This is a genomic window from Streptomyces sp. NPDC098781, assembly GCF_044759995.1.
Taxonomy (GTDB): domain Bacteria; phylum Actinomycetota; class Actinomycetes; order Streptomycetales; family Streptomycetaceae; genus Streptomyces.
In genome coordinates this window covers 531,158-553,878 of record NZ_JBIWAK010000003.1, presented here as the reverse complement: position 1 = coordinate 553,878, position 22,721 = coordinate 531,158, and the positions used below count along the sequence as shown (strand labels likewise).

General features: G+C 71.1%; 22 protein-coding genes. 12 read left to right on the top strand and 10 right to left on the bottom strand.

Features of this window, described 5'->3' with window-relative positions; all coding sequences use genetic code 11:
- Nucleotides 1–63: 63 nt before the first annotated feature.
- From ACIQWG_RS14210 to ACIQWG_RS14200, 3 genes are all read left to right on the top strand, one after another.
- Nucleotides 64–1,149 carry an S-(hydroxymethyl)mycothiol dehydrogenase gene (locus ACIQWG_RS14210; RefSeq protein WP_404094640.1) on the top strand — a complete coding sequence of 362 codons (1,086 nt, stop codon included), beginning with the start codon at nt 64–66 and terminating at the stop codon, nt 1,147–1,149.
- The gene (locus tag ACIQWG_RS14205) at nt 1,149–1,778 is read left to right on the top strand and encodes an MBL fold metallo-hydrolase (protein ID WP_404094637.1); all 630 of its coding nucleotides are present in this window, start codon (nt 1,149–1,151) and stop codon (nt 1,776–1,778) included. Before ACIQWG_RS14210 ends, ACIQWG_RS14205 begins: the two co-directional genes overlap by 1 nt.
- A gap of 116 nt (nt 1,779–1,894) precedes the next feature.
- Entirely contained in the window at nt 1,895–2,809 is a 915-nt protein-coding gene (locus tag ACIQWG_RS14200; protein ID WP_404094634.1) for an SDR family oxidoreductase, read from the top strand.
- Here the strand turns inward: ACIQWG_RS14200 and ACIQWG_RS14195 are convergent.
- On the bottom strand, nt 2,800–3,345 hold the full coding sequence (locus ACIQWG_RS14195) for a hypothetical protein (RefSeq protein WP_404094631.1): 546 nt from the start codon (nt 3,343–3,345) through the stop codon (nt 2,800–2,802). The two genes, ACIQWG_RS14200 and ACIQWG_RS14195, sit on opposite strands and share 10 nt — an antisense overlap.
- A 50-nt stretch (nt 3,346–3,395) precedes the next feature.
- Here ACIQWG_RS14195 and ACIQWG_RS14190 point away from each other — a divergent pair, with 50 nt between their 5' ends.
- Entirely contained in the window at nt 3,396–4,193 is a 798-nt protein-coding gene (locus ACIQWG_RS14190; protein WP_404094628.1) for an SDR family NAD(P)-dependent oxidoreductase, read from the top strand.
- Between the two features lie 150 nt (nt 4,194–4,343).
- Entirely contained in the window at nt 4,344–5,045 is a 702-nt protein-coding gene (locus ACIQWG_RS14185) for a L,D-transpeptidase family protein (protein WP_404094625.1), read from the top strand.
- A gap of 43 nt (nt 5,046–5,088) precedes the next feature.
- On the opposite strand, the gene ACIQWG_RS14180 is transcribed toward ACIQWG_RS14185, so the two are convergent.
- The 4 genes from ACIQWG_RS14180 to ACIQWG_RS14165 are packed head-to-tail and all read right to left on the bottom strand — an operon-like array spanning nt 5,089 to nt 9,567.
- Complete coding sequence (locus ACIQWG_RS14180; RefSeq protein ID WP_404094622.1) at nt 5,089–6,291, bottom strand: Gfo/Idh/MocA family protein; 1,203 nt, start codon at nt 6,289–6,291, stop codon at nt 5,089–5,091.
- A 14-nt stretch (nt 6,292–6,305) separates the two neighbouring features.
- Nucleotides 6,306–7,655, bottom strand: a complete 1,350-nt coding sequence (locus ACIQWG_RS14175) for an ABC transporter substrate-binding protein (protein WP_404094619.1) — start codon at nt 7,653–7,655, stop codon at nt 6,306–6,308.
- Nucleotides 7,656–7,665: 10 nt separating this feature from the next.
- A complete protein-coding gene (locus tag ACIQWG_RS14170) occupies nt 7,666–8,583 on the bottom strand; it encodes a carbohydrate ABC transporter permease (protein ID WP_404094616.1) in 918 nt (305 codons plus the stop codon).
- Between the two features lie 18 nt (nt 8,584–8,601).
- On the bottom strand, nt 8,602–9,567 hold the full coding sequence (locus tag ACIQWG_RS14165; protein ID WP_404094614.1) for a carbohydrate ABC transporter permease: 966 nt from the start codon (nt 9,565–9,567) through the stop codon (nt 8,602–8,604).
- A gap of 195 nt (nt 9,568–9,762) precedes the next feature.
- Here ACIQWG_RS14165 and ACIQWG_RS14160 point away from each other — a divergent pair, with 195 nt between their 5' ends.
- Together ACIQWG_RS14160 and ACIQWG_RS14155 are read left to right on the top strand one after the other, a co-directional pair.
- Nucleotides 9,763–10,923 (top strand): ROK family protein, encoded by a 1,161-nt coding sequence (locus ACIQWG_RS14160; RefSeq protein WP_404094611.1) that lies wholly within the window; start codon nt 9,763–9,765, stop codon nt 10,921–10,923.
- Nucleotides 10,924–11,023: 100 nt separating this feature from the next.
- Nucleotides 11,024–11,209, top strand: a complete 186-nt coding sequence (locus ACIQWG_RS14155; RefSeq protein WP_383403094.1) for a hypothetical protein — start codon at nt 11,024–11,026, stop codon at nt 11,207–11,209.
- Nucleotides 11,210–11,479: 270 nt separating this feature from the next.
- Here the strand turns inward: ACIQWG_RS14155 and ACIQWG_RS14150 are convergent, their stop codons facing one another.
- The gene (locus ACIQWG_RS14150) at nt 11,480–12,844 is read right to left on the bottom strand and encodes a S1 family peptidase (RefSeq protein ID WP_404094609.1); all 1,365 of its coding nucleotides are present in this window, start codon (nt 12,842–12,844) and stop codon (nt 11,480–11,482) included.
- Nucleotides 12,845–13,079: 235 nt separating this feature from the next.
- On the opposite strand from ACIQWG_RS14150, the gene ACIQWG_RS14145 reads away from it, so the two are divergent.
- Nucleotides 13,080–14,258, top strand: coding sequence for a MalY/PatB family protein (locus ACIQWG_RS14145; RefSeq protein ID WP_404094607.1), 1,179 nt, complete (start codon nt 13,080–13,082; stop codon nt 14,256–14,258).
- A gap of 58 nt (nt 14,259–14,316) precedes the next feature.
- Nucleotides 14,317–14,703: a PPOX class F420-dependent oxidoreductase gene (locus tag ACIQWG_RS14140; protein ID WP_404094604.1), complete on the top strand. Its 387-nt coding sequence runs from the start codon at nt 14,317–14,319 to the stop codon at nt 14,701–14,703.
- Between the two features lie 26 nt (nt 14,704–14,729).
- Here the strand turns inward: ACIQWG_RS14140 and ACIQWG_RS14135 are convergent, their stop codons facing one another.
- The gene (locus tag ACIQWG_RS14135; protein ID WP_404094602.1) at nt 14,730–17,498 is read right to left on the bottom strand and encodes a hypothetical protein; all 2,769 of its coding nucleotides are present in this window, start codon (nt 17,496–17,498) and stop codon (nt 14,730–14,732) included.
- Nucleotides 17,499–17,667: 169 nt separating this feature from the next.
- Here ACIQWG_RS14135 and ACIQWG_RS14130 point away from each other — a divergent pair, with 169 nt between their 5' ends.
- Nucleotides 17,668–19,056, top strand: coding sequence for a Gfo/Idh/MocA family protein (locus ACIQWG_RS14130; RefSeq protein ID WP_404094599.1), 1,389 nt, complete (start codon nt 17,668–17,670; stop codon nt 19,054–19,056).
- Here the strand turns inward: ACIQWG_RS14130 and ACIQWG_RS14125 are convergent.
- Together ACIQWG_RS14125 and ACIQWG_RS14120 are read right to left on the bottom strand one after the other, a co-directional pair.
- A complete protein-coding gene (locus ACIQWG_RS14125) occupies nt 19,038–19,451 on the bottom strand; it encodes a Zn-ribbon domain-containing OB-fold protein (RefSeq protein WP_404094596.1) in 414 nt (137 codons plus the stop codon). The genes ACIQWG_RS14130 and ACIQWG_RS14125 overlap by 19 nt on opposite strands.
- 160 nt (nt 19,452–19,611) lie before the next feature.
- Complete coding sequence (locus tag ACIQWG_RS14120) at nt 19,612–20,286, bottom strand: TetR family transcriptional regulator (RefSeq protein ID WP_404095852.1); 675 nt, start codon at nt 20,284–20,286, stop codon at nt 19,612–19,614.
- 177 nt (nt 20,287–20,463) lie between these two features.
- Between ACIQWG_RS14120 and ACIQWG_RS14115 the strand changes: the two genes are divergently transcribed.
- Together ACIQWG_RS14115 and ACIQWG_RS14110 are read left to right on the top strand one after the other, a co-directional pair.
- Nucleotides 20,464–21,297: a hypothetical protein gene (locus ACIQWG_RS14115; protein WP_404094594.1), complete on the top strand. Its 834-nt coding sequence runs from the start codon at nt 20,464–20,466 to the stop codon at nt 21,295–21,297.
- 109 nt (nt 21,298–21,406) lie between these two features.
- The gene (locus ACIQWG_RS14110) at nt 21,407–22,189 is read left to right on the top strand and encodes a cellulose binding domain-containing protein (RefSeq protein WP_404094591.1); all 783 of its coding nucleotides are present in this window, start codon (nt 21,407–21,409) and stop codon (nt 22,187–22,189) included.
- 35 nt (nt 22,190–22,224) lie between these two features.
- Here ACIQWG_RS14110 and ACIQWG_RS14105 read toward each other — a convergent pair whose 3' ends face one another.
- On the bottom strand, nt 22,225–22,593 hold the full coding sequence (locus ACIQWG_RS14105) for a hypothetical protein (protein ID WP_404094588.1): 369 nt from the start codon (nt 22,591–22,593) through the stop codon (nt 22,225–22,227).
- Between the last annotated feature and the right edge of the window lie 128 nt (nt 22,594–22,721).

Sequence of the window (22,721 nt, the reverse complement as noted above, 5' to 3'; positions counted from 1 at the left end):
TACCGATCAGTCACGTCTAGGGTCGGAAGCGGACGGAGAGCCGCCGAGGAAAGGCTGGGCACCATGGCGCAGGAAGTACGGGGCGTGATCGCACCGGGCAAGGACGAGGCCGTGCGCGTGGAGACGGTCCTCGTGCCCGATCCGGGGCCCGGAGAGGCCGTCGTACAGGTCCAGGCCTGCGGGGTCTGTCATACGGACCTGCATTACAAGCAGGGGGGTATCAATGACGAGTTCCCGTTCCTGCTCGGGCATGAGGCGGCGGGTGTGGTGGAGTCGGTGGGGGAGGGGGTCACCGAGGTGGCTCCGGGTGACTTCGTGGTGTTGAACTGGCGTGCGGTGTGCGGGCAGTGCCGGGCGTGTGTGCGGGGGCGGCCGTGGTACTGCTTCGCGACGCACAATGCCCGGCAGAGGATGACGCTGGTGGACGGTACGGAGTTGTCGCCGGCGTTGGGTATCGGTGCGTTCGCGGAGAAGACGCTGGTGGCGGCGGGGCAGTGTACGAAGGTGGATGCGTCGGTGTCGGCGGCGGTGGCGGGGTTGCTGGGGTGTGGGGTGATGGCGGGGATCGGTGCGGCGATCAATACGGGGGAGGTGGGCCGGGGTGATTCGGTCGCGGTGATCGGTTGTGGCGGGGTGGGGGATGCGGCGATCGCGGGGTCGCGGCTGGCGGGGGCGGCGAGGATCATCGCGGTGGACATCGATGACCGGAAGCTGGACAAGGCGCGTGCGTTGGGGGCGACGGACACGGTGAACTCCCGGGTGTCGGATCCGGTGGAGGTGATCCGGGAGCTGACGGGGGGTTTCGGGGCGGATGTCGTGATCGAGGCGGTGGGGCGTCCGGAGACGTACGAGCAGGCTTTTTATGCGCGTGATCTGGCGGGCACGGTGGTTCTGGTGGGTGTGCCGACGCCGGAGATGAAGCTGGAGTTGCCGTTGCTGGATGTGTTCGGTCGGGGTGGGGCGTTGAAGTCGTCCTGGTATGGGGACTGTCTGCCCTCGCGTGACTTCCCGATGCTGATCGATCTGCATCTTCAGGGGCGGCTGGATCTGGACGCGTTCGTCACGGAGACCATCGCGCTGGACGAGGTCGAGAAGGCCTTCGAGCGGATGCACCAGGGCGACGTCCTGCGCTCAGTGGTGGTGCTCTGATGGCCGCCCGCATCGAACGCCTCGTCACCTCCGGGCAGTTCAGCCTCGACGGCGGCACCTGGGACGTCGACAACAACGTGTGGCTGGTCGGGGACGACCACGAGGTGATCGTCATCGACGCCGCCCATGACGCCGACGCCATCGTCGAGGCCGTCGGCGACCGGCGGCTGAAGGCGATCGTGTGCACGCACGCCCACAACGACCACATCGACGCCGCCCCCGCCCTCGCCGACCGCACCGGAGCGGTGATCTGGCTCCACCCCGACGACACGCCGCTGTGGAAGCTGACCCACCCGGACCGCGACCCCGACGCCCACCTGCTGGACGGCCAGGTCATCGAGGCGGCGGGCGCCGACCTCACGGTCCTGCACACGCCCGGGCACGCGCCGGGTGCGGTGTGCCTGCACGACCCGGGACTCGGCGTCGTCTTCACCGGCGACACCCTCTTCCAGGGCGGCCCCGGCGCCACCGGACGGTCGTACTCCCACTTCCCGACGATCATCGGCTCGATCCGCGACCGGCTGCTCACCCTGCCGCCCGAGACCAAGGTCCTCACCGGCCACGGTGACCCCACCACGATCGGCGCGGAAGCCCCGCACCTCCAGGAGTGGATCGACCGCGGTCACTGAGACCGGCGCGCCTTCTCCCGCCCCGGAGACGACACGCGAAAAAGGCGACAGAAGATGTCCGGCTTACCCGGCACCCTCTACAGCGACACCGCACGCGAGGGCACGGGAGGCCGGACATGTCACAACCGCTGAAGGACAAGGTCGCACTGGTGGCCGGTGCGACACGGGGAGCCGGACGCGGCATCGCCGTGGAGCTCGGGGCGGCCGGTGCGACCGTCTACGTCACTGGACGCAGCACCCGCACCCAGCGCTCGGAGTACGACCGCCCCGAGGCCATCGAGGACACCGCCGACCTGGTCACCGAGGCCGGCGGCCACGGCATCGCCGTACCCACCGACCATCTCGACCCGGCGCAGGTCCGCACCCTCGTGGAGCGCGTCGCGGACGAACAGGGCCGCCTCGACGTGCTCGTCAACGACGTCTGGGGCGGCGAGAAGCTCTTCGCCTGGGACAGCCCGGTCTGGGAGCACGACCTCGACAAGGGCCTCAGGCTGCTGCGGCTCGCGGTGGAGACACACGCCATCACCAGCCACCACGCGCTGCCCCTGCTCCTGCGCAACCCGGGCGGCCTGGTCGTCGAGATGACCGACGGCACGGCGGACTACAACGGGGCGAACTACCGCAATTCCTTCTTCTACGACCTCGCCAAGTCGTCCGTGCTGCGCATGGCCTTCTCCCTCGGCCACGAACTCGGACCGCGCGGCGCCACGGCTCTCGCGCTGACGCCGGGCTGGCTGCGCTCGGAGATGATGCTGGAGGCGTTCGGCGTGCGCGAGGACAACTGGCGCGACGCCCTCGCCCGCGTCCCGCACTTCGCCATCTCCGAGACACCGCGCTATGTGGGCCGCGCCGTCGCCGCACTCGCCGCCGACCCCGACCGGGCCCGCTTCAACGGCGAGTCGCTCTCCAGCGGACAGCTCGCGCGGGTCTACGGCTTCACCGACCTCGACGGCAGCCGGCCCGACGCCTGGCGGTACCTGGTCGAGGTGCAGGACGCGGGGAAGCCGGCGGACACCACGGGCTACCGCTGAGACGACGTGGGCAGCACCGGCGGGGACCAGCGCGCGGAGTGTCCGGGCGGGAGGGCCAGATCGTCGCGTACGGCGGTGTAGTAGCCGTCGCGGGAGGCCCGCTGTCGCTCCAGCAGCGCCCGCCAGGCCGCCGGATCACGAGCGTCCTGCCGGACGAACTGCTCCATTTCGATGAGGGTCAGCACCCAGCTCCGCGCCTGCTCCACCACCTGCGGGCTGCCGAGGAGCAGCAGTGCCTCCCAGGCCGGATCCCGCGCGACCATGGCCTCCGCGAACAGCGGCTCCGCCTCCTGTAGTGACAGGGGGTGTGGATGGGGGTCGTTGTCGAGATGGGCGGACACCTGGTAGGTGAGGGTGATCGACTTCTTGAGCGCCCGCGCGTAATCGATGTATGCCGCCAGGCGCCGCTCCTCCCAACGCGCCGCCCGCTCCCGCCGAAACCGCACCCGGTCGCCCCGCACGACCACCACATGCGAACCGAGCGCACCGATCACCACGCCCAGGAGCGCGGGGAGTTGCTGAATGAACACCGACATGGACGCACGCTATCTGCCCGGATGATCGTCACGGCACTACGGTTCGGTCCATGACGGACACCACGCGCTTCGCAGATCACGGAGTACTGATCACCGGCGCGGCCCGCGGCATCGGCGCCGCCGTCGCAGGCCGGCTCGCCGAGGAGGGCGCGCGCGTCCTGCTGACCGACCGGGACGGACCCGAGGTCGAGAGGACGGCGGCACGCCTGCGCGGACGCGGGCTCGTGACCGAGGCGCTGACGTGTGACGTGGCTCACCGCGAATCCGTGGAGGCGGCCGTCGCCCGCGCCGTCGAGGTCTTCGGTTCGCTGGACGTGCTGGTCAACAGCGCCGCGTCCTGCTCACCCGACACCGAGCTCTTCGAGGACGGGCCGGACGAGGCCTGGGCCCGCGACCTCGACGTCACCCTGACCGGCGCCTACCGCTGCTGCCGCGCCGCCCTTCCCCACCTGGCCGCGACCGGACGCGGTGCCATCGTGAACATCGGCTCCGTCAACGGCCTCCAGGACTTCGGCAACCAGGCCTACAGCGCGGCCAAGGCCGGCCTCGGCTCCCTGACGCGGACCCTCGCCGGCCATGCCGCGCCCCGGGGCGTGCGCGTCAACCTGGTGACACCGGGGACCGTGCGCACCTCGGCCTGGCAGGGGCGGGACGCGGAGCTCGAAGCGATCCGTCCGCTGTATCCCCTGGGCCGGGTCGGTGAGCCCGAGGACATCGCCGCCGCCGTCGCCTTCCTCGCGTCCCGGGACGCCGCGTGGATCACCGGCACCACCCTCACGGTCGACGGCGGCCTCACCGCGGTCCACACGGGGTTCCGGGCGGCGCTCGACCACCGGCGCGAGGCCTGAGGGCCCCGATCCGATCTTTCGCGCCACGCCCGCGGGCCTGGCCGAAACTTCACCGTTCGGTCACAGCCGGGCCGGGCGCACAACCGATTCCCCCGCACACCGGTCTACCTGGCAGAAGTCCACAGGAACACGCTAGGGAAGGGCCCGGCCATGGGGGACATACGCAGACGGCGCGCCGTCGCACTCGGCATCACCGGCGGACTGGTCGCACCGCTGACGCTCACGCTCGCCGCCAGTCCGGCGCAGGCGGCGCCGAGCTGCACGACGCAGGCAGGGCCGTATCAGAAGAAGGTCGAGAAGTTCCTCGGCCGCCCGGTCGACGGCCGGCAGTCCAGCGCGGACTGCAAGGCCATCCAGGCCTTCCAGACCAAGCACGGAATCTCCCCGAACGCCGGCTACGCGGGCCCCGTCACCTGGGGTGTGATGGACCTGATGCTGAAGCAGAAGGCCGTCGGCAAGAACCCCAACAAGGACGGCAAGTGCCCGGTCAACAAGGGCAGGATCGCCTGTGTGAACCTCACGCTCCAGCTGAGCTGGATCCAGGACGGCAAGAAGCTGGTGTACGGCCCGGTCCCGGTCCGCACCGGCCGCAACGGCTACGAGACCCGCACCGGCCTGAAGAAGATCTACTGGCGCAACATCGACCACGTGTCGACGATCTACAACGTGCCCATGCCGTACTCGCAGTTCTTCGACGGCGGCCAGGCCTTCCACTCGGTCGGCGTCAGCATGTGGAACCCGCCGGGCTCGCACGGCTGCGTCAACATGACGAAGACCGACGCCAAGAAGTACTGGTCGCTGCTGAAGAACGGTGACGACGTCTACGTGTACGGCCGCAAGCCGGGCACCTGAGTCAGGACAGGTACCCGGCTCGCGGGTCGGCACCGGGGAAACGTCACGCCTCGGGCGCGTCCCCGAAGTCCGGAATGTCCAACCTGGCCCCGCCCTGCCGCGCGGACTCGTGCGCGATGATGCCCGGCAGGGTGTAGCGAGCCGCCACCCAGGCGTTGACCGACGGCAGGCCCCGCGAGTTGACCGCGGTCACGAAGTCGTCGACCAGGAAGTGATGGCTGCCCTCGTGGCCGTTGTGCAGGTTGTCGAACGACCGGGGCAGCCGGGCCCGGTCGTGCACCGGCGCCGACCCCGAGGTGAAGGCCGCCCGCAGCTCCGGCGCGATGTGCTGGAGCGACGGGTCGTCGGGGGAGAGGGTCGGCTTGGGCTCCAGCAGCTCACTGATGTCCTTGACGCCCTTTTTGTCCTGCCAGAGGGCCACCGTGGCGAGCTGCTCCATGCTCGCCTCGGTGCCGAAGAACCGGAAGCGCGACTCCCGTATGTGGGACGGATATCCGACCCGCCGGAACTCGTTCGTACGGAACGAGCCGCCGCCGGCGACCTCGAACAGCGCGGTCGCGTTGGACACGTCGTTGCCGAACTGGCTGACGCTCTTGTCGAAGACGCCGTCACCCCGGTCGTCCACGACCCCGATCGCCGACACGCTCACCGCGTGCGTCCGCCAGGCCCCGAGCACGCCGCCCACCGCGTGCGTCGGGTACAGCAGCGGGGGATAGGAGGCGGTCGCCTTCCAGTTCTCACCGCCGCTGTACTGGTACGCCTCGTAGAACCCCAGGTCCATGTCGTGGACGTAGTCGCCCTCGGCGTAGAAGAGCCGCCCGAAGGCGCCCTCGGCGATCTGGTTGCGGGCGTGCACGGTCGCCGGGTTGTACTCGCTGGTCTCGCCCATCATGTACGTCAGCCCGGTCGCCTTGACCGCGTCGATGATCGCCGCGATCTCCTCCGTGGTGATCGCCATGGGGACCGCGGAGTAGACGTGCTTGCCGGCGTTCAGGCCCTGGAGCACCAGCGGCCCGTGGGTCCAGCGCTGGGTGAAGATCGCCACCGCGTCGACGGCCTTCGACTCCAGCATCGCCTCGTACGAGGGGAAGGTGCCGGCCAGTCCCTGTGCGTCGGCGAGCCGCTCGGCCCGCTCGGGCAGCAGATCGGTGACGTACACGTCGCTGACACCGGGGTGGGCCTGGAACAGCGTGGCGAACTGGCCGGAGAACTGGCCGGCGCCGACGATGCCGAGGGAGAACGTCATGGAGTGTGTGCCTTTCACTGGCCGAGGATGAGGTTGATCTGGTCGTTGGTCCTGGTCAGACCGCTCACCGGGGCGTCGTTGGCGTAGACGTCCTGCATGGCGGGGCGCATCAGGGAGTACACGTCCGCCGCGTAGTCGGTGATCGGGAAGGAGAAGGTCGTGGAGTCCTTCTTGTCGGTGACCGGTTCGGTGAATGCGGACACGTCGATGCCCTTCTTCCCGTACGCGGCCACCGCGGCCTCGGTGCCGTCAGGGGTCGCGGGGAAGACGATGCCGTAGCCGCCGACGGTCCTCTGGCACTCGTCGGAGGCCAGGTACCGCACCCACTTCTTCGCGCCCTCCTTGTTGCGGGCGTTCTTGGTGACGGAGTCGGCGAGGCCGTTCATCATCGTGGCCCGCTTGCCGGTCGGGCCGATCGGCGTGGGTGCGGTGCCGACCTTCAGGCCCTTGGTGCCGTAGTACGTGGAGATCATCCAGGCGCCGTCGAAGGAGGTCGCCGCCTTGCCCGAGGCGACCTGCGCGTTGGCCGGGTTGGCGCCGTCGGTGTAGTCGGTGAAGGGCGCCAGATAGCCCTTCTTTGCCAGGCCGAAGTACCAGTCCACCACCGACTGGAAGGTCTCGCTGTCGTACTGGTACTCGGTGCCCCAGCGGGCCTTGTCCGTGTAGTGCCACCCCGCGGACGCGACCAGCGGGCTCCAGGTGGTCTGTCCGTCGGCGTCGCCCGCGCCGCCGGTCGCCATCCCGTACACCTTGACGTTGTTCCGGTCGAAGCCCTCCTCGTCACCGCGCTTGCCGTTCTCGTCCACGGTCAGATGCGCGATGGCCTTCTCGAAGGTGCCGCCGTCCTTCGGGTTCCAGGACAGGGTGCCGAGCTCCTCGGTGCTGAGCCCGGCCTCCTCGACCATCTTCTGGTTGTAGAAGAGGGCGACGGTGTCCCAGTCCTTGGGCGCCCCGTAGCGATGGCCGTCCTGGCCCTTCCAGTTGGCGGCCAGCCCCGACTGGTAGGCGGAGTCGTCGATGCCGAGGTCGTCGAGCGGTTCGAGCACGTTCAGATCGGCGAACTGCCCGAACTTCTGGATGTGGTCGGTGAACACGTCCGGCTCGGTCCCCGCGATGAAGCTCGCGGTGAGCTTGGTCCAGTAGTCGGCCCAGCCCATCTGGGTGATCTTCACCTTCACGCCCGGATTCTGCTTCTCGAACCCCTTGGCACAGGCCTGGTACGCGGGCAACTGGTTGGCGTCCCACAGCCAGTACGTCACCGTGTTGCCGCCCGACCCGGCCGCGCCTCCCTGCGCGCAGCCGGTGGCCAGGGACAGCACCATCGCTCCCGTCAGCGCCAGGATCGTACGTATTCGAACTCGCATCCCCGTCCCCTTACTTGATCCCGGTGAAGCTGATGGAGCTGACGATGCGTCGTGCGAAGCAGCCGAACAGCACGAGCATCGGAAGGGCGGCGATCAGCGTGGCCGCCATCAGGCCGGACCAGTCGTAGCCGCTCTGCGGGGTCTGTGCCCGGAAGATGGCCAGCGCCACGGTGAGCACGCGCGAACTGTCGCTGTAGGACACCATCAGCGGCCAGAAGTAGTCGTTCCAGGCCGTGATGTACGTCAGCAGCCCCAGCGTGAGGATCGGCGTGGACGCCATCGGCAGCATCACCCGGAAGAAGATCCGTATCTTCCCGGCGCCGTCCAGCAGGGCGGCCTCCTCGACCTCCCGGGGCACGTTCATGAAGAACTGGCGCAGGAAGAACACCGCGAACGGCGTCATGAACATCGTCGGCAGCGCCACGCCCACCAGGCTGTCCACCAGGCCGAGTTGCTTGATGAGCACGAAGTTCGGCAGCAGGGTGAAGATGGTCGGCACCATCAGCCCGGCCAGGAACAGCCCGAACACCTTCTCCCGACCGCGCCAGCGCAGCCTGGCGAACGCGTAGGCGGCCATGGCGGAGAAGAAGATCTGGCACACGGTGATCAGCGTCGAGACGATCACCGAGTTGACCAGGTAACGCCAGAACCTGAGCCCGCCGCCCGAGCCGCCCTGGGCGATCGCCTCCTCGGCCGACTGTAGGCCGAGGGCCCGCTCGAAGCCTCCGGTCGTCGGATCGACGGGCAGGAGGTCGCCCGGGTGGGCCGCGAGGGCCGTGTTCGAGGACAGCGCGGTGCGCAGGATCCAGTAGAACGGCAGCAGCGTGATGAGCACGATGGCGGCCATCACCGCCCAGGCCGCGATCCGCCCGAAGGAGGGCCCACGCCTGACGCGCCGTACGGTCGTGGTGTCTGCCACGGCAGCCATGTCGGTGTCTCCCTTCCCTCAGCCGAGGTCGCTCTGGCCGGCCCGGGTGAGCCGGTACTGGAGGACGGTGATGGCGCTCAGCACGACCAGCAGGGCCACCGACATCGCCGAGGCGTACCCGAACTGGAAGCGGCCGAAGGCGGCGCCGTAGATGTAGTACTGAAGGACGTTCGTGGCGTTCGCCGGCCCGCCCGCGGTCGTCACCGCGACCGTGTCGAACACCTGGAACGAACCGATCACCGTCATGATCAGGACGACCGCCAGGACGGGCCTGAGCAGCGGCATCGTGATCCGCCAGAACATCCGCCACTCGCTCGCGCCGTCCACCTTCGCGGCCTCGTACATGTCGTTCGGGATGGCCATCAGACCCGCGAACAGCAGCAGCGCGGTGTACCCGACGTGCCGCCACACATTGATCAGGGCGATCGTCGGGATCGCCCAGGTCTCGTCCGCCAGGAACGGGATCCGGTCGGCGCCGACGCCGGCGATGATCTCGTTGCCGATGCCGAGCTGGGTGTCCAGGATCCAGAGCCAGACGATGCCCGCGACGACGTTGGACATCAGATACGGCGTGAGCACGATCCCGCGCAGCACCGTCGACTGCGTCAGCCGCTGGAGCAGCACCGCGATGGCGAGCGCCGAGACCGTCTGGACGCCGATGTTGATGACCACGTACTCGACGGTGACCAGCAGCGAATCCCAGAAGATCGGGTCGTTGACCATCCGCACGTAGTTGTCGAGCCCCACCCACTCCGGCGGGGTGAGCAGGTTGAAGCGGGTGAAGCTCAGATAGATGCCCCGCAGCGTCGGCCAGAGCAGGAAGACGGCGAAGCCGAGCAGCGCCGGCGCGATGAACACCGCGGCGAGCCGGCCGTCCCCCTGGTTCTCGCGGGATGTCGCCCGCCGTGTCCGTTGCTCGGTCCCTGCCCCCTCGGCGCCACCCAATGGGAGACGCGACGGAGGGCTGCTGGAGGCGATGGTCATCGGGAGACTCCCTCGTCTGCGGCTCATCCTCGGCCACTTACTTTTGTCGCGGAAGAATCCAGCCGTCAAGAGCCTGGCAAACATCTTCTTCAAGCCGCACCGGTCGTCATAGACTGGCCTGGTTGCTTTTGTCGAGAAAAAAATCATGCGGGAAAACGAGCATGTGAAAAACGACCATGTGGGAGCCTGACGACCATGACCGCAGTAGCCGACAGCTGGCTCCCCCTCAGTCCCGGTGAACGCTCGGTGGCGATCGAGGTGCTGCTCGCCGGCCCTCTGTCCCGTACCGAGCTCGCCCGTCGGCTGGACCTGTCCGCCGGCAGCCTCACCCGGCTGACCAAACCGCTGATCGAGTCGGGTCTGCTGATCGAGGTCCCCGAGGCGGGCGTGCCGATCGAGGTGCGCCAGGGGCGGCCGTCCCAGCCGCTGGACGTGGTGGCCGAGTCGCGGTCCTTCGTCGGCTACAAGATCACCGAGGACATGGTCTACGGCGTGGTGACCACGCTCAGGAGCGAGATCGTGGCCCGTCACGACCATCCCCTGGACACCCATGATCCGGCCGAAGTCGTGGCCCTGCTGGGCGAGATGACCGACCGGCTCGCCGCGAGCCACCCCACCCTCGCGGGCATCGGGATCGGCGTGGGCGGCCTCGTCGAGGACCGTGCCGTGGTGGGGGAGTCCCCGTTCCTGCAATGGCGCGACGTGCCGCTCGCCGAGATGGTCGAGGAACGCACGGGACTGCCGGTGGTGGTGGAGAACGACGTGGCCGCGCTCGTCGAGGCCGAGACCTGGTTCGGTGCGGGGCGCGGCCTCGACCGGTTCGTGGTCCTCACCATCGGCGCCGGCATCGGCTACGGGCTGGTCCTGGGCGGCAAGCGGGTGCCCTACGCCGAGGAGGACCGCGGCTTCGGCCGGCACTGGATCGTCGACCCCAACGGGCCGCTGACCCCCGAGGGGGCGCGAGGCAGTGCCGTCTCCCTGCTGACCATCCCCAACATCCGCTACCAGGTGCGGGCCGCCACCGGCCGTGACCGGACCTACGAGGAGATCCTGGAGCTGGCGGCGGCGGGGGAGCCGATGCCGGCCCGGGTCATCGGGGAGGCGGCCCGCGCGCTCGGCGTCCTGGTCGCGCAGATCGGCAACTTCGTGCTGCCGCAGAAGATCCTGCTCGCCGGAGAGGGGGTGGGCCTGATGGACGTCGCCGGTGGCACTGTGGCGGACACCATGCGCGCCCACCGACACCCGCTGGCGGCGCCGATCGACCTGGAGACGAAGGTGTCCGACTTTCATGACTGGGCACGTGGGGCCGCTGTTCTCGCCATCCAGGTGCTGGTGCTGGGGGCGGCGGACGCCTGAACTCGGCGGCTGTTGTTGTCAGATGGACGTGATCAGCAACACGGTCCGATATGTCCGCATTGAGTGCGCTTACTCACAGCGCCTTCACCTGCGGAACCGTATGCTTCACAGCATGTCCACCACTGTTGAAATCGCCTCCGATCGATCGGCTGACGAGGTCAACGAGGAGATCCGGGCGCTGTGGCGCCGGTCGGGCGGGACACTGAGCGTCGAGCAGCGCGAGGAGTACCAGCGCCTCGTCCTGGAGTGGGCCGCCGCGGCCCCCCAGACGGTGAAGGCGGCCTGAGCGCCCGCTCAGCCCCCGGCCCCCGTACCCCTCCTCGACCCACCTCGCCAGGCATCGCAAAGACCCTCCCGGCGCACACTCCGGCCCCTACGGGGGCCCTTCTCACTCTGACCTCGGCCGTCTGCTGCGGCCTCGCATCCCCGTACCCGGCGATGCCGCTCGCCCTGGGATTCGCCCTCCTCGATGAGCACCTCACCGCGCGACGGGTGATCAAGCTGACCGGCGTGGCGGTCGCCACAGTGCTGCTGGCCCTCGGATGGCAGGAGCCCCTCAGCCCCAGGTCGCCGAGTAGTACTGCCGATACGCCTTGCGGTCCTGTTCCGCGCGGATGAAACGGGTCGCGGCGAGGGCGACCAGGCTGCCCGCGATGACCAGGAGGCCGGGGCCCACGTTCTTCGGGTCGGCGAGGCGGGACAGCAGTGTTGTGGCGGTCTCGCCGGTGATCGGGGTCGACGAGCCGGGTGAGGCGTCGTCGGGGTCGATGGCGCTCTGTGTCGCGGAGGGCGCCGGTGCGGCGCCCTGACCGGAGCCGTTGGGTGCCGCCACGAGCAGCTTGACGTTCAGCGCGGCCATGGCCTTGGTCACGGGCTGGAAGAACGTCGTACCCCCCGAGGCGCAGTCACCGCTGCCGCCCGACGTCACACCCAGCGCGATTCCCTCGGAGAACATCGGGCCGCCGCTGTCCCCGGGTTCGGCGCACACGTTCGTCTCGATGAGCCCGGTGACCGTCCCCTCCGGGTAGTTGACCGTGGCGTTGAGCGCCGTCACCTCGCCGTCGCGCAGCCCGCTGGTGCTGCCGCTGCGGAACACCCGCTGCCCTACCGCCGGATCGGCCGCGCCCGTGATCCGTACGCCCTTGCCGTCGCCGATCGACACGACCTCGGCCCCGGCGCCCGCGTCCCCGCTCGCGTACTGCACCAGGGAGAAGTCACCGCCGGGGAAGTTCTGCTGGACCGTCTGACCGATCTGCCGGGTGGCCCGGGAGTCGCCGAACCACACCGAACCGTCCGGCCCGCAGTGCCCGGCCGTGAGGATGAAGTCGCGCCGGCCGTCGGTCACGTTGAAACCGGCCGAACAGCGCCCGGCCGTGGACAGCAGCGGCAGCGCGCCGTTGAGCCGGGTCGTGAACGCGCCCTCGGTGCGCTCCATGCGGACGAAGCCGCCCATGCCGTCGGCGAGCCTCGTCATCCGGGACCAGTCGCCTGCCGAGACGGTGCTGTCGCCCTTCACGACCACCTCGTTGGACCGGTAGTCCATGACCCAGGCGGTGCCGGCGACCCGGGGCGCCGAACGCAGAGTCGACGTCGCCGACTTCAGCTCGTCCATGCTGTGGTCGACCATCTTCGCCTCGGCACCGGCCTTGCGCACCTCGGCGGCGGCGGCCTCGTCGGTGACCGCGACGACCGGCTTGCCGTCGGCGCCGATCCAGCTGCCCGCCGTACGCGAGGTGCCGAGCCGTGCGACCAGGTCACCGCCGGTGTCGGCGCCCGAGGCGGCGTAGGTGCGCGGCACGGCGGAGGTGTCGCCGGGTTCGCTCGCCACGGCGCGTGTGACCATCGTTCCTCCGAGGAGGAGTCCGCCGACGGCCGCCAGCCGTGTCACCCGCCGGACGAGACGTCGTCGTGCGTGCCTCATGCATGGCTCCCGAACCAAGTACAGCGCGGCGTCAACGCCACGGGGCCCTCCCGGAGTTGAGCACCCTCGTTCCATACGGAGCACGGGCCGCCCGCGTTCACCGCACAGGTGATCTCTCTCCTGGCGCCGCCGGGGCGCCGGCCATCGGCCACTTCGGGGAACCCGCCGATCGTCCCCGGTCACTCGGGGCCCGCGCTGTTCCCGGCCGGCGCACGGCCCGCCTATCTTGAGGCCCATGACCAGGAGCCCGCACGAAGAGTCCGGCGAACCGAACCCCCTGCGCGCCCTCACCCTCGACCGGCTGCGAAGCCGTACGAGCATGAAGTGGCGCGCCTACCCCGAGGACGTGCTGCCGCTCTGGGTGGCCGAGATGGACGTGCCCCTGGCCGAACCGGTCGTGCGCGCGCTGACCGACGCCCTCGCGCTCGGCGACACCGGCTACCCGGCGGGCACCGGCTACGCCGAGGCGCTCGCCGGGTTCGCCCAGAAGCGGTGGGGCTGGGACGGAGTGGCCGTGGAGCGGACGGCGATCGTGCCCGATGTGATGCTCGGCGTGGTCGAGATGCTCAAGCTGGTGACCGGACCGGGCGACGCCGTCGTGGTGAACTCACCCGTCTATCCGCCCTTCTACCTGTTCGTCGAGCACATGGACCGACGGGTGGTGGAGGCCCCGCTCGGCACCGACCTGCGCATCGACCCCGACCTGCTGGACGAGACGTTCCGGCGGGCGGTCGCGGGCGGTCGCCGGGCCGCGTTCCTGCTGTGCAGCCCCCACAACCCGACCGGCACCGTGCACACCCCCGACGAACTGGCCGCCGTGGCCGCCCTCGCCGACCGCCACGGCGTGCGTGTCGTCGTCGACGAGATCCACGCGCCGCTCACCGCTGGCGGCGTCGATTTCACGCCCTATCTGAGCGTCCCGGGCGGTGCCCGCGGGCTGTCGCTGATGTCGGCGTCCAAGGCGTGGAACCTGGCCGGCCTCAAGGCCGCGCTGGCCGTAGCCGGGCCCGACTCGGCCGCCGACCTGGCCCGGATGCCGGAGGAGGTCAGCCACGGGCCCAGCCACCTCGGCATCATCGCCCACAGCGCCGCCCTGCGCGACGGCACCGGCTGGCTCGACGCCCTGCTCGCGGGACTCGACGACAACCGACGGCTGCTCGCCGACCTCCTGGCCGAGCACCTCCCGGCGATCGGCTACCGCCCCGCCGAGGCCACCTATCTCGCCTGGCTCGACTGCCGTGCCCTCTGCCTCGGCGACGACCCGGCGGAGGTCTTCCTGCGGCGCGGCCGCGTCGCCCTCAACTCCGGCATCCCCTTCGGGACGGGCGGCGCGGGCTTCGTACGGCTGAACCTGGCGACGTCACCCGAGCTGATCACGGAAGCGGTGCGAAGGATGGCGGCGGCGCTCGACTGAGACGGCCCCGGCAGGACCCGCCGTCCGGCGCCCCGCCCCGCCGCCTAGACTTCCGGCCATGGACGACACGACCCCGGCGCGGCTCGGCGCGGGCAACTACCTGCTCATCACCAGCTACCGCAAGAACGGCACCGGCGTCCCCACCCCGGTGTGGGTGGTCCGGGATGGGGACGCGCTGGGCGTGTGGACGGTCGCCGACTCCTGGAAGGTCAAGCGCATCCGGGCGCGCGCCGACGTCCTCGTCGGCCCCTGCGACCTGCGCGGCAGGCCCACCGGCGAGCAGGTCCCCGCCACCGCCGAGATCTGCGACGAGGCGACCAGTGCCCGCTACCGCAAGCTCATCGCCCGCAAGTACGGGATCACCGGCCGCCTCACGCTCTTCGGCAGCCGACTGCGCCGGGGTGTGAACGGCACAGTCGGCATCCGGATCACACTGACGCCCTGACCTGGGTCAGGCACATCCGTCGCGGGTCACGACGCGTCCAGCACCGTGCCCGTGATCACCGGCGCCCCGGGGAGCGGGTGACCGGCGTCGTCGGCCGCCTGGAGGCGCAACGACTCGGACTGCTCGGCCACCTGGTCCTTGAGCGTCGGGATGCGTAGCTCCGCGGACGTCCGGCCCGCCGGGACGTTCACCCAGACATAGAAGCCCTCCACCTCGGACAACGGCCGTTCGGGATCGGGGGACGCGCCGGTGTTCTCCTCCAGCCAGCGGGGATCGACGTCCTTCGTCGACAGTTCCCGCCCGTCGGCCACCGGCACCACGGCATACGCTCCGCCCACCTCCGCGTCGGCCACCGCGGACAAGGTCACCCGCCACTTCAGCGGTTGACCCTCCCTCACCCGGTCGGCGACCGGAGTCACGGACAGCGTCGGCATCGGATCGTCGTTCTCGACGGTCACCCCGCCCCGATGGGCGCCCACCACGGCGGAGCGGACCGCCTTCACGAACACATCGTGCCCGGTGTCGTAGTCGTAGCGGCGGTTGCCCTCGACCTTCACCGGTACCTCGATGCTCTGCGCGCCCCGCCGGACGGTCACCAGCCGGTCGGTCACCTTGCCCGTGACCGGGTCGGAGACGAACAGCCGTACCTGACCGCTGCCCTGTCCCGAGACCCGCACCGGCACCCGGTACGTCCGGTGGCCCGAGTCGCCCTCCTTGACCTTCAGCCGGCCGATGTCGACCCGGGGCAGTTCCGCCTCACGCACGACCGGCGTGCCCGGCCGCCAGGCCCAGGCGTCCATCAGCCAGGCCCGCCCGGACCGCGTGCGCGGCGTCAGTTCCAGCGACTTGACGTGCTTCAGGTCCAGCGCGGCCGCGTCGTCGGCACCGATCGGCACGCGCACCTCGCGCGCCCAGTACGAGGAGGTGCGGTCCGACCCCGGCAGCCCGTCGACCTTGACGCGGCCGAGCGTCCGGTGCCGTCCGGCGGTGTCGGTGACGGAGACGTCCCACTGCGTTCCGGTGCTGTTCGGCGGCACGATCACGCGCAGCGCCAGCGCCTTCGAGCCGGAGAGGGAGAGCGGTCGTTCGGGAGTGACGCGCGCGGGGGAGCCGGCCGCGGACCAGCGCAGCGCGACCGCGCGGCGACCCGGCTCACGATCGGTCTCCCACTGGGCGAAGTGCGGTGAGCCGCCGGACGTCTCGGCGGCGAGACAGGCCTTGCCCGTGGCGGGATCCACGGCCGAGCACAGCCTGGCTCCGCTCACCGTGACCCGGTCGTCCGGCAGGAAGCCGGCGCCGCGTCGGGCGCCCACCGCGTGCGTGAGGACGCGGGCGGGGTCGGCCGAGGGGGCGCGCCGGCCCGAGCCGTCGAGCAGCGGACGCACCCGGTCGTCCCCGACGACGAACAGCCGTGCCGCCGCGGCGATGTAGGTGGCGCCGGCCTTGTGCTGCTGGTCCGCGGTGAGCCGGGTCCTGGCACCGGGGGAGCAGACCGGGTCGCGCTCCTGTTCGTCGGTCCAGAAGTCGTCGTCGGCGGGCGCCTCGGCCTGGCCCGGCGTCCACTCGCTGTTGAAGTAGTTGTGGTTCGCGCCGACCACGTACACGGCACTGTGCAGCGCGGCACCGCGGCTCACCCGGCGGGTGCCGTCCACGTACACCTGGCCCTGGAGGTCGGAGACATCGCCGTCACAGCCCGGCAGGATCGTCATCGACGGCACGTCGGGTACCGGGTTCTGGCCGAAGATCGTCGGGCCGATGAGGACGGTGCCGCGAATGCGCCAGCGCACCGGGCCGCGATAGCCGTCCTGGTCGGCGGGGGCCGGGTAGAGGCTGTCCATCGCCGCCCGGTTGACGCCCTCACCGCCGCGGGAGTGCCCCACCAGCAGCACCCGGGACAGATCAGCCCGGGGTGCCTGCCGGACGGCCGACGGGGCCGTGGCCGGGTGGGCGGACCAGTCGGCCCAGCGTGCGAGATGCTGCCGTACCAGCGAGGAACGGGCCTGGGCGCCGCCGTCGTCGGCCTGCCAGTCCTGGGCGTTGACACCGTTGGCGGACACCGACACCGTCACATAGCCCTGGGAGGCCAGCAGCCGCTGGTCGCGCAGATAGCCGCGGTGACTCGGGACCGGCTTGCTGCCGGCCGCGCAGGGCCAGTCGCCGGTGATGTCGCCCTGCGGGGTGTAGCAGGTGAAGTGGCGTCCGTGCAGGAACAGGGCGAGCGGCCGGCGGCCCTCGGCACCCTTGGGCGCCACCACCACGGCCCGCATCTCCACCGGTTCGGCGAATCCGGGCAGCCGTACCGGGGTGAGGTCGTACTCGCCGGTGACGGTCCGGTACGCGCCCGGCTTGCCCGGGTCGACCTGGTTCGCCGGGAGCTGTCGCGGGAGTGATCCGGCCGAACGCGAACCGGACGAGGAGTTGGCGTCGGGCGCGTCCAACCGGCGCCCCGCGGCCCGCACTTGAAGATCCTTCACGGCGTCCAGCCGGACACCGTCGAGGCCGAGCCGGAACGTCCGCCCGTCCTTCGCCTGCGCCGGATGGCCGAGCAGCCGGTCACCGGCGTAGAACCCGACCCGGGCGTCCCCCATGGGCACCCGTTCGTCCGACCGCCACACCAGCTCGCGTGCCGCCCCCTCGCCGGCGACGCTCCAGTCCGGTGGCAGCCCCGCACTGTCGGCCGCTGCCGTGAACGGTGTTGGCTCGGACGCCGGTCGGGCCTGGGCCCACCCTGGCGACGCCCCCACGATCGCGAGCACCGCCAGGGCGGTGACCCCTATTCGCCGGGCACGAATCACGTGCCCCTCCTTCCGTTCGCTCCGGGACCGACGGTCCCGGGCCTCACCCCGGGAGGACGGAAGCGGTGAGTCGTGCGTTGCCTGTGCGGAGCGGGAAGGACGGTGAGGACGGTGTCAACGGGCCGTGCGGGCGGGAATGGGTGCGCGATGCACCGGAAAGGCCACCACCATGAGCCGAACTCCCCAGCGCCGCGCCGCCGTTGTCGGCACCGGCCATCGCGCCCAGACCTTCACCCGCGCCCTCGCCGAACGCCCCGGCCACCGCGTCGCCGCCCTCTGTGACCCCAGCCCCACCCGGATGGCCTTCCACAACCGGCTGTTGTCCGAGGCCGGCGAGCCCGAAGCCACCCGGTGGGAGCCCGACCGCTTCGCCGACATGCTCACCGAGGAGGACATCGACGAGGTCGTCGTCACCACCGTCGACGCCGAGCACGACCGCTACATCGTCCCCGCGCTCAGGGCGGGCTGCCGGGTGGTCACCGAGAAGCCGATGACCGTCGACGCGGACCGCTGCGCCCGCATCCTCGACACGGTCCGCGCGACCGGCAACTCCCTCACCGTCGCCTTCAACTACCGCTTCAACCCCGTCCACGAGAAGGTGCGCGCACTCCTCGCCGACGGCGCGATCGGCGAGATCCTCTCCGTCCACTTCGAGTGGCTGCTCGATGTCCGCCACGGCGCCGACTACTTCCGCCGCTGGCACCGGGAGAAGGACCGCAGCGGCGGCCTGATGGTGCACAAGGCGAGCCATCACTTCGACCTGGTCAACTGGTGGCTCGCGGACGAACCGCGGGACGTCTTCGGCTACGGACGGCTCGCCTTCTACGGTCCCGAGGCGGGCGAACGCCACGGACTGCGCCGGGACTACGACCGCGCCCACGGCGCCGACCGGGCCGCCGACGACCCCTTCGCCCTGGACCTGGCGGCCAACGACACCCTGCGCGGCCTCTACCTCGACGCCGAGCGGGACGACGGATACGTCCGTGACCGCAACGTGTTCGGCGGGCCCGTCTCCATCGAGGACGACATGGCCCTGCTCGTACGCCACGCCAAGGGCGCGACGCTGACGTACCACCTCACGGCCTACTCCCCGTGGGAGGGCTACCGGGTGATGTTCAACGGCAGCGCCGGCCGGCTGGAACTCGAAGTCGAGGAGAGCCGCTGGCAGCGGCCCACGACCCGGATCGGTTCCCCCAGCGGCGCGCTGCACGGGGACACGGCCGCCGAGCACGCGGGCGGGGCCCGGCTCACGCTGCGTCCGCTGTGGCGGCCTCCGGTGGACATCCCGCTGGTGACCGCGCACGAGGCGCACGGCGGCGGAGACCCCAGGATGCTCGACGCCCTGTTCGGCCCGGTCGATCCGGAGCGGGCCGCCGAACCGGTGCCCGGTGCGGTGGCGCATCCCATGGCCACCGAGCGCGACGGCGCGCTGGCCCTGGCCGTCGGACTCGCCGCGAACCGCTGCTTCGAGACGGGACGGCCGGTCGCAGTACGGGAGTTGGTGCCCGGGCTGGGGGAGGGGTCAGCCGGGCAGGGGGATCAGGTCCAGGCCCGGTAGGGCTCGTCGACCAGCTGGAACACCGGCTCGCCCCGGACCGGGTCCTTCGCCGTGGACAACCGGACCCGGTCCCCGCTGTGGATCCCGATGAGCGGGCCCATCACCCGGCCGCGGATCACGAACCCCTCGGCCATCTCGATGAGCGACACATTGCGCGCGGCGGGGGTGTTGCGGTGGACCACCGTGGAGTGACGGACGGTTCCCACGCCCTCGCTGCGCTCCGTCCGCAGCTCGCTTCCCTGGCAGACCGGACACAGCAGCCGGTGGTACGTCGCGGTGCCGCACCAGGTGCAGCGCTGGAAGACGATGGCCTCCGCGTCGGGCGCCATGGGTTCGAGCACGCCTGCCGCGACGCCCGCGGTCTGACGCGTGACGCCTGCTGAGTGGTGGTACACGCTGTTCAACTCCCTGCGCCAGTTGGGAATCCCACGTGCGCGGGCCACCCGTGCACGCACGTGCGCGGTTCGCCGTGCCACCGTGCACGCGGTTCAGCGTATGGCACTCAGTGTCACTCGTAAAGGCACTCCGTACCCCGAATCTGGAAAGGGGTGCGCGTCAGTCGCGCCCGAGCGTGGCCTCGATCTCCTGGACCACCCGCCACAGCGGGGCGCCGCGCCGGGACACCACGACCACCACGTCGTCGGGCCGGTCGTCGCGGGGCGGAACAGGCGCAGGGGCGGTACCGAAGGCGGACTGCACATACCCGAGCGCGTGGTCCACGGCGGCGCCCGAGTCGTCCTGTCCGTCCGAACGCAGCCAGGAGCGCAGCGCGTTGTTGTGCGCGGCGACCACGGCGGCGGCGATCACGTCGGCCTGGAGGGTGCCGTCCCGCCGCCCGGCGAAGCGCGCGCGCAGATACTCCGCCAGCGCGCGCTCGTACCGCCAGACGACCGACAGCTCGTACGCGCGCAGCCCCGGCACCCGCTTGGTGAGCCGGTAGCGCTGCACCGAGAACGTCGGGTTCTCGGCATACATGCGCAGCACCAGCCGGGCCGCGTCGCACACCCGCCGCACCGGTTCGTGCTCGTCGTCGCTCGCCGCGAGGAAGGCCGTCATATCGGCCAGACAGCGCTCGTGGTCCGGAAAGACCACGTCCTCCTTGGACGGGAAGTAGCGGAAGAACGACCGTCGTCCGACACCGGCCAGCGCCACGATGTCGTCGACGGTCGTCTGCTCGTAACCCCGCTCCAGAAACAGCTGGAAGGCCGCCGCGACCAGGGCGTCCCGCATCGGGGGCTTCGTGCTGCCGGAGCTCATGGACGGAACGTAGCACCCGGAGCGGCACCGATGGCACTCGGTGCACCTCGGACGGGGAACTGAGTGCCCCCTGACCCGCCGGCCCGACAGTTGTTCGGCGGGCGCCGGTCTGCCTACGATCGCCCGCCACCCCAGCCGAGGAGCCCCGCCATGCCGCCCGCCCGACCGCGCATCCTGTACGTCACCGACCTGGCCTACCCGGCACGCGGGCGCCGCTACTGCGACGAGGACATCCTCCTCACCTCCCGGCTGCGCGACGACTTCGACCTCGCCCTGTGCCACCCCCGGGACGCGGCCGCCCTCATGGACGCCTTCGACGCGGTCGTGGTCCGCAACAGCGGTCCGGTTCTGACGTACCAGGACGCCTACGACGATTTCCGCCGGCGCGCGCTCGCCTCCGGGGCACGCGTGTACAACCCGCTCTCCGGCCGGGCGGACATGGCGGGCAAGCAGTATCTGCTCGACCTGACCGTCGCCGGGCTCCCGGTCATCCCCACCGTGGACCGTGCCGCGGACCTGGACCGCCTGCCCGAGGCCGAGCGGTACGTCGTCAAGCCCAGGCTGGGCGCCGACTCCATGGGACTGCGGATCGTGCCGGCCGGGGACCTGAGCGGGGCGTTCGACGGGGACGTTCTCGTCCAGCCGTGCGTCGACTTCGCCTACGAGGTCTCGTTCTACTTCGTCGACCACGACTTCCAGTACGCCCTCCACGCGCCGGACACGGACCGGCGCTGGCAGCTGGAGCGGTACGAACCCGCCGAGGCCGACCTGGAGTTCGCCCGGCGCTTCATCGAGTGGAACGGCCTGGACCACGGCATCCAGCGCGTGGACGCCTGCCGTGCGCCCGGCGGTGAACTCCTGCTGGTCGAACTGGAGGACCTCAACCCCTACCTGTCCCTGGACGCCCTCGACGACACCGGGCGCGACGCCTTCGTCGACGCGTTGAAGGCGTCCCTGCACCGCTTCCTCGCCGCGCCCGCCTGAGGCGCGTCCACGCGCTCACCCCGTACCGCTGAACCGGTGGGGCGCCGACCCCGTATCACTCCCCGGGGACCGGCGGAGCCCCGGCAGACGGGGACGGAAGGAGAGCGGCGTGCCCACACGGCCCGACCCCGAGGAGCCGGACGAAGGCCCGGCCCTGGAACCGATCCGCGTCCTGCGCCCGCGCCGCACCGACGCCCTCGCGGAGTTGTTCCGGGAGTGGGAGGAGGAGCAGGGCGGCTACGAGTCCGTGTCCGTGCCCGGCGCCCTGCCCGGTGCGGAGGACGCGACCCAGGAACTGCCCGCCGTCGCCGAGGAGACGCGGATCGCCCCGCGTCGCGGTGTCCCTCCCGGTCCGGCCGGCTCCGGTCCCGGTTTTCGCCGTACCGCCGTCGCGATCGCCGTGACGGCCGCGGCGGTCGTCGGCTTCGGCGGCGCGCTTGTGCTGTCCGGCGGCGAGGACGGCGGCGACGACGGCACGCAGGCCCGGGATCCGGCTCCGTCCGCGCCCGCTTCGGCGTCCGCCACGGCCTCGGCCCCGGCGGACCCCGCCCCGGCCGCGCCCGGCGGCTCCGCCTGCACGGCGTCCGTGCGGACCGTCAACAGCTGGCAGGGCGGCTTCCAGGGCGAGGTGACGCTGACCAATGCGCCCGCGGCCGCCGCCACCGGCTGGACCGCGACGGTCGTACCGCCCGACGGGGCCCGCCTCACCCAGGTCTGGGACGGCACCCTCGCCACGGACCCGGACGGCAGGGCGACCGTCACCAACGCGGCCTGGAACGGCGCCCTGGCGCCCGGCGCGAGCGTCACCTTCGGCTTCCTGGCCGCCACTTCCGGCTCGGCGGAACAGCCGTCGGCCACGGTCACCTGCGCGGCCACGGCCGACTCCTCATGAGGCGGGGCGAATCGGTGCCGGCTCGGGGCGACGGCTCAGCGCCCGTGGTCGACCAGCGCCCGGGACACCGCGCGCACGCTGCGGGCGATGTGTTGCAGCTGCATGACCTCCGCCGCGTACAGCTTGATGGTGTGCTCGATGACGGACTCGGGCATGCCGAGCGCGGGCAGGTCGGCCCGTGCGGTCTGGAGAGCGGTGCGGGCGACCCGGATCTCGTTCTGGACCTGGATCTGCGCGTGCCGGGCGAGCAGCACGGGGTGGCGGATCAGCGCGGGGTAGCTGGCGTACCGGGCCGGTACCAGCTCGCGCAGCCACTTGGCGGCGGAGCGTTCCCAGTCGTAGGAGCCGGGGGACTTGACCTGGCAGGGCCAGTCCGAGCTGATACGCGTAGTCGTCAGAGGCATGGGTCATCGCTTCCGGGTGTGCGGCGTCGTCCGGGTGTTCGACGGGGTCGGGGCGGCCCCGGCCTAGGGGATGACCGGGGCCGCCGCCACGGGCGCTCGCGTAGGCGATGCCCGACCGAACAGTCCGA

What these genes read in the sequence shown, in the direction of transcription:
- ACIQWG_RS14175 (WP_404094619.1), bottom strand. Translation starts at nt 7,655, where the DNA reads ATGCGAGTTCGAATACGTACGATCCTGGCGCTGACGGGAGCGATGGTG.
- ACIQWG_RS14195 (WP_404094631.1), bottom strand. Translation starts at nt 3,345, where the DNA reads ATGTCGGTGTTCATTCAGCAACTCCCCGCGCTCCTGGGCGTGGTGATC.
- ACIQWG_RS14205 (WP_404094637.1), top strand. Translation starts at nt 1,149, where the DNA reads ATGGCCGCCCGCATCGAACGCCTCGTCACCTCCGGGCAGTTCAGCCTC.
- ACIQWG_RS14140 (WP_404094604.1), top strand. Translation starts at nt 14,317, where the DNA reads ATGGACGACACGACCCCGGCGCGGCTCGGCGCGGGCAACTACCTGCTC.
- ACIQWG_RS14190 (WP_404094628.1), top strand. Translation starts at nt 3,396, where the DNA reads ATGACGGACACCACGCGCTTCGCAGATCACGGAGTACTGATCACCGGC.
- ACIQWG_RS14170 (WP_404094616.1), bottom strand. Translation starts at nt 8,583, where the DNA reads ATGGCTGCCGTGGCAGACACCACGACCGTACGGCGCGTCAGGCGTGGG.
- ACIQWG_RS14145 (WP_404094607.1), top strand. Translation starts at nt 13,080, where the DNA reads ATGACCAGGAGCCCGCACGAAGAGTCCGGCGAACCGAACCCCCTGCGC.
- ACIQWG_RS14210 (WP_404094640.1), top strand. Translation starts at nt 64, where the DNA reads ATGGCGCAGGAAGTACGGGGCGTGATCGCACCGGGCAAGGACGAGGCC.
- ACIQWG_RS14185 (WP_404094625.1), top strand. Translation starts at nt 4,344, where the DNA reads ATGGGGGACATACGCAGACGGCGCGCCGTCGCACTCGGCATCACCGGC.
- ACIQWG_RS14115 (WP_404094594.1), top strand. Translation starts at nt 20,464, where the DNA reads ATGCCGCCCGCCCGACCGCGCATCCTGTACGTCACCGACCTGGCCTAC.
- ACIQWG_RS14160 (WP_404094611.1), top strand. Translation starts at nt 9,763, where the DNA reads ATGACCGCAGTAGCCGACAGCTGGCTCCCCCTCAGTCCCGGTGAACGC.
- ACIQWG_RS14105 (WP_404094588.1), bottom strand. Translation starts at nt 22,593, where the DNA reads ATGCCTCTGACGACTACGCGTATCAGCTCGGACTGGCCCTGCCAGGTC.
- ACIQWG_RS14165 (WP_404094614.1), bottom strand. Translation starts at nt 9,567, where the DNA reads ATGACCATCGCCTCCAGCAGCCCTCCGTCGCGTCTCCCATTGGGTGGC.
- ACIQWG_RS14155 (WP_383403094.1), top strand. Translation starts at nt 11,024, where the DNA reads ATGCTTCACAGCATGTCCACCACTGTTGAAATCGCCTCCGATCGATCG.
- ACIQWG_RS14200 (WP_404094634.1), top strand. Translation starts at nt 1,895, where the DNA reads ATGTCACAACCGCTGAAGGACAAGGTCGCACTGGTGGCCGGTGCGACA.
- ACIQWG_RS14180 (WP_404094622.1), bottom strand. Translation starts at nt 6,291, where the DNA reads ATGACGTTCTCCCTCGGCATCGTCGGCGCCGGCCAGTTCTCCGGCCAG.
- ACIQWG_RS14130 (WP_404094599.1), top strand. Translation starts at nt 17,668, where the DNA reads ATGAGCCGAACTCCCCAGCGCCGCGCCGCCGTTGTCGGCACCGGCCAT.
- ACIQWG_RS14150 (WP_404094609.1), bottom strand. Translation starts at nt 12,844, where the DNA reads ATGAGGCACGCACGACGACGTCTCGTCCGGCGGGTGACACGGCTGGCG.
- ACIQWG_RS14120 (WP_404095852.1), bottom strand. Translation starts at nt 20,286, where the DNA reads ATGCGGGACGCCCTGGTCGCGGCGGCCTTCCAGCTGTTTCTGGAGCGG.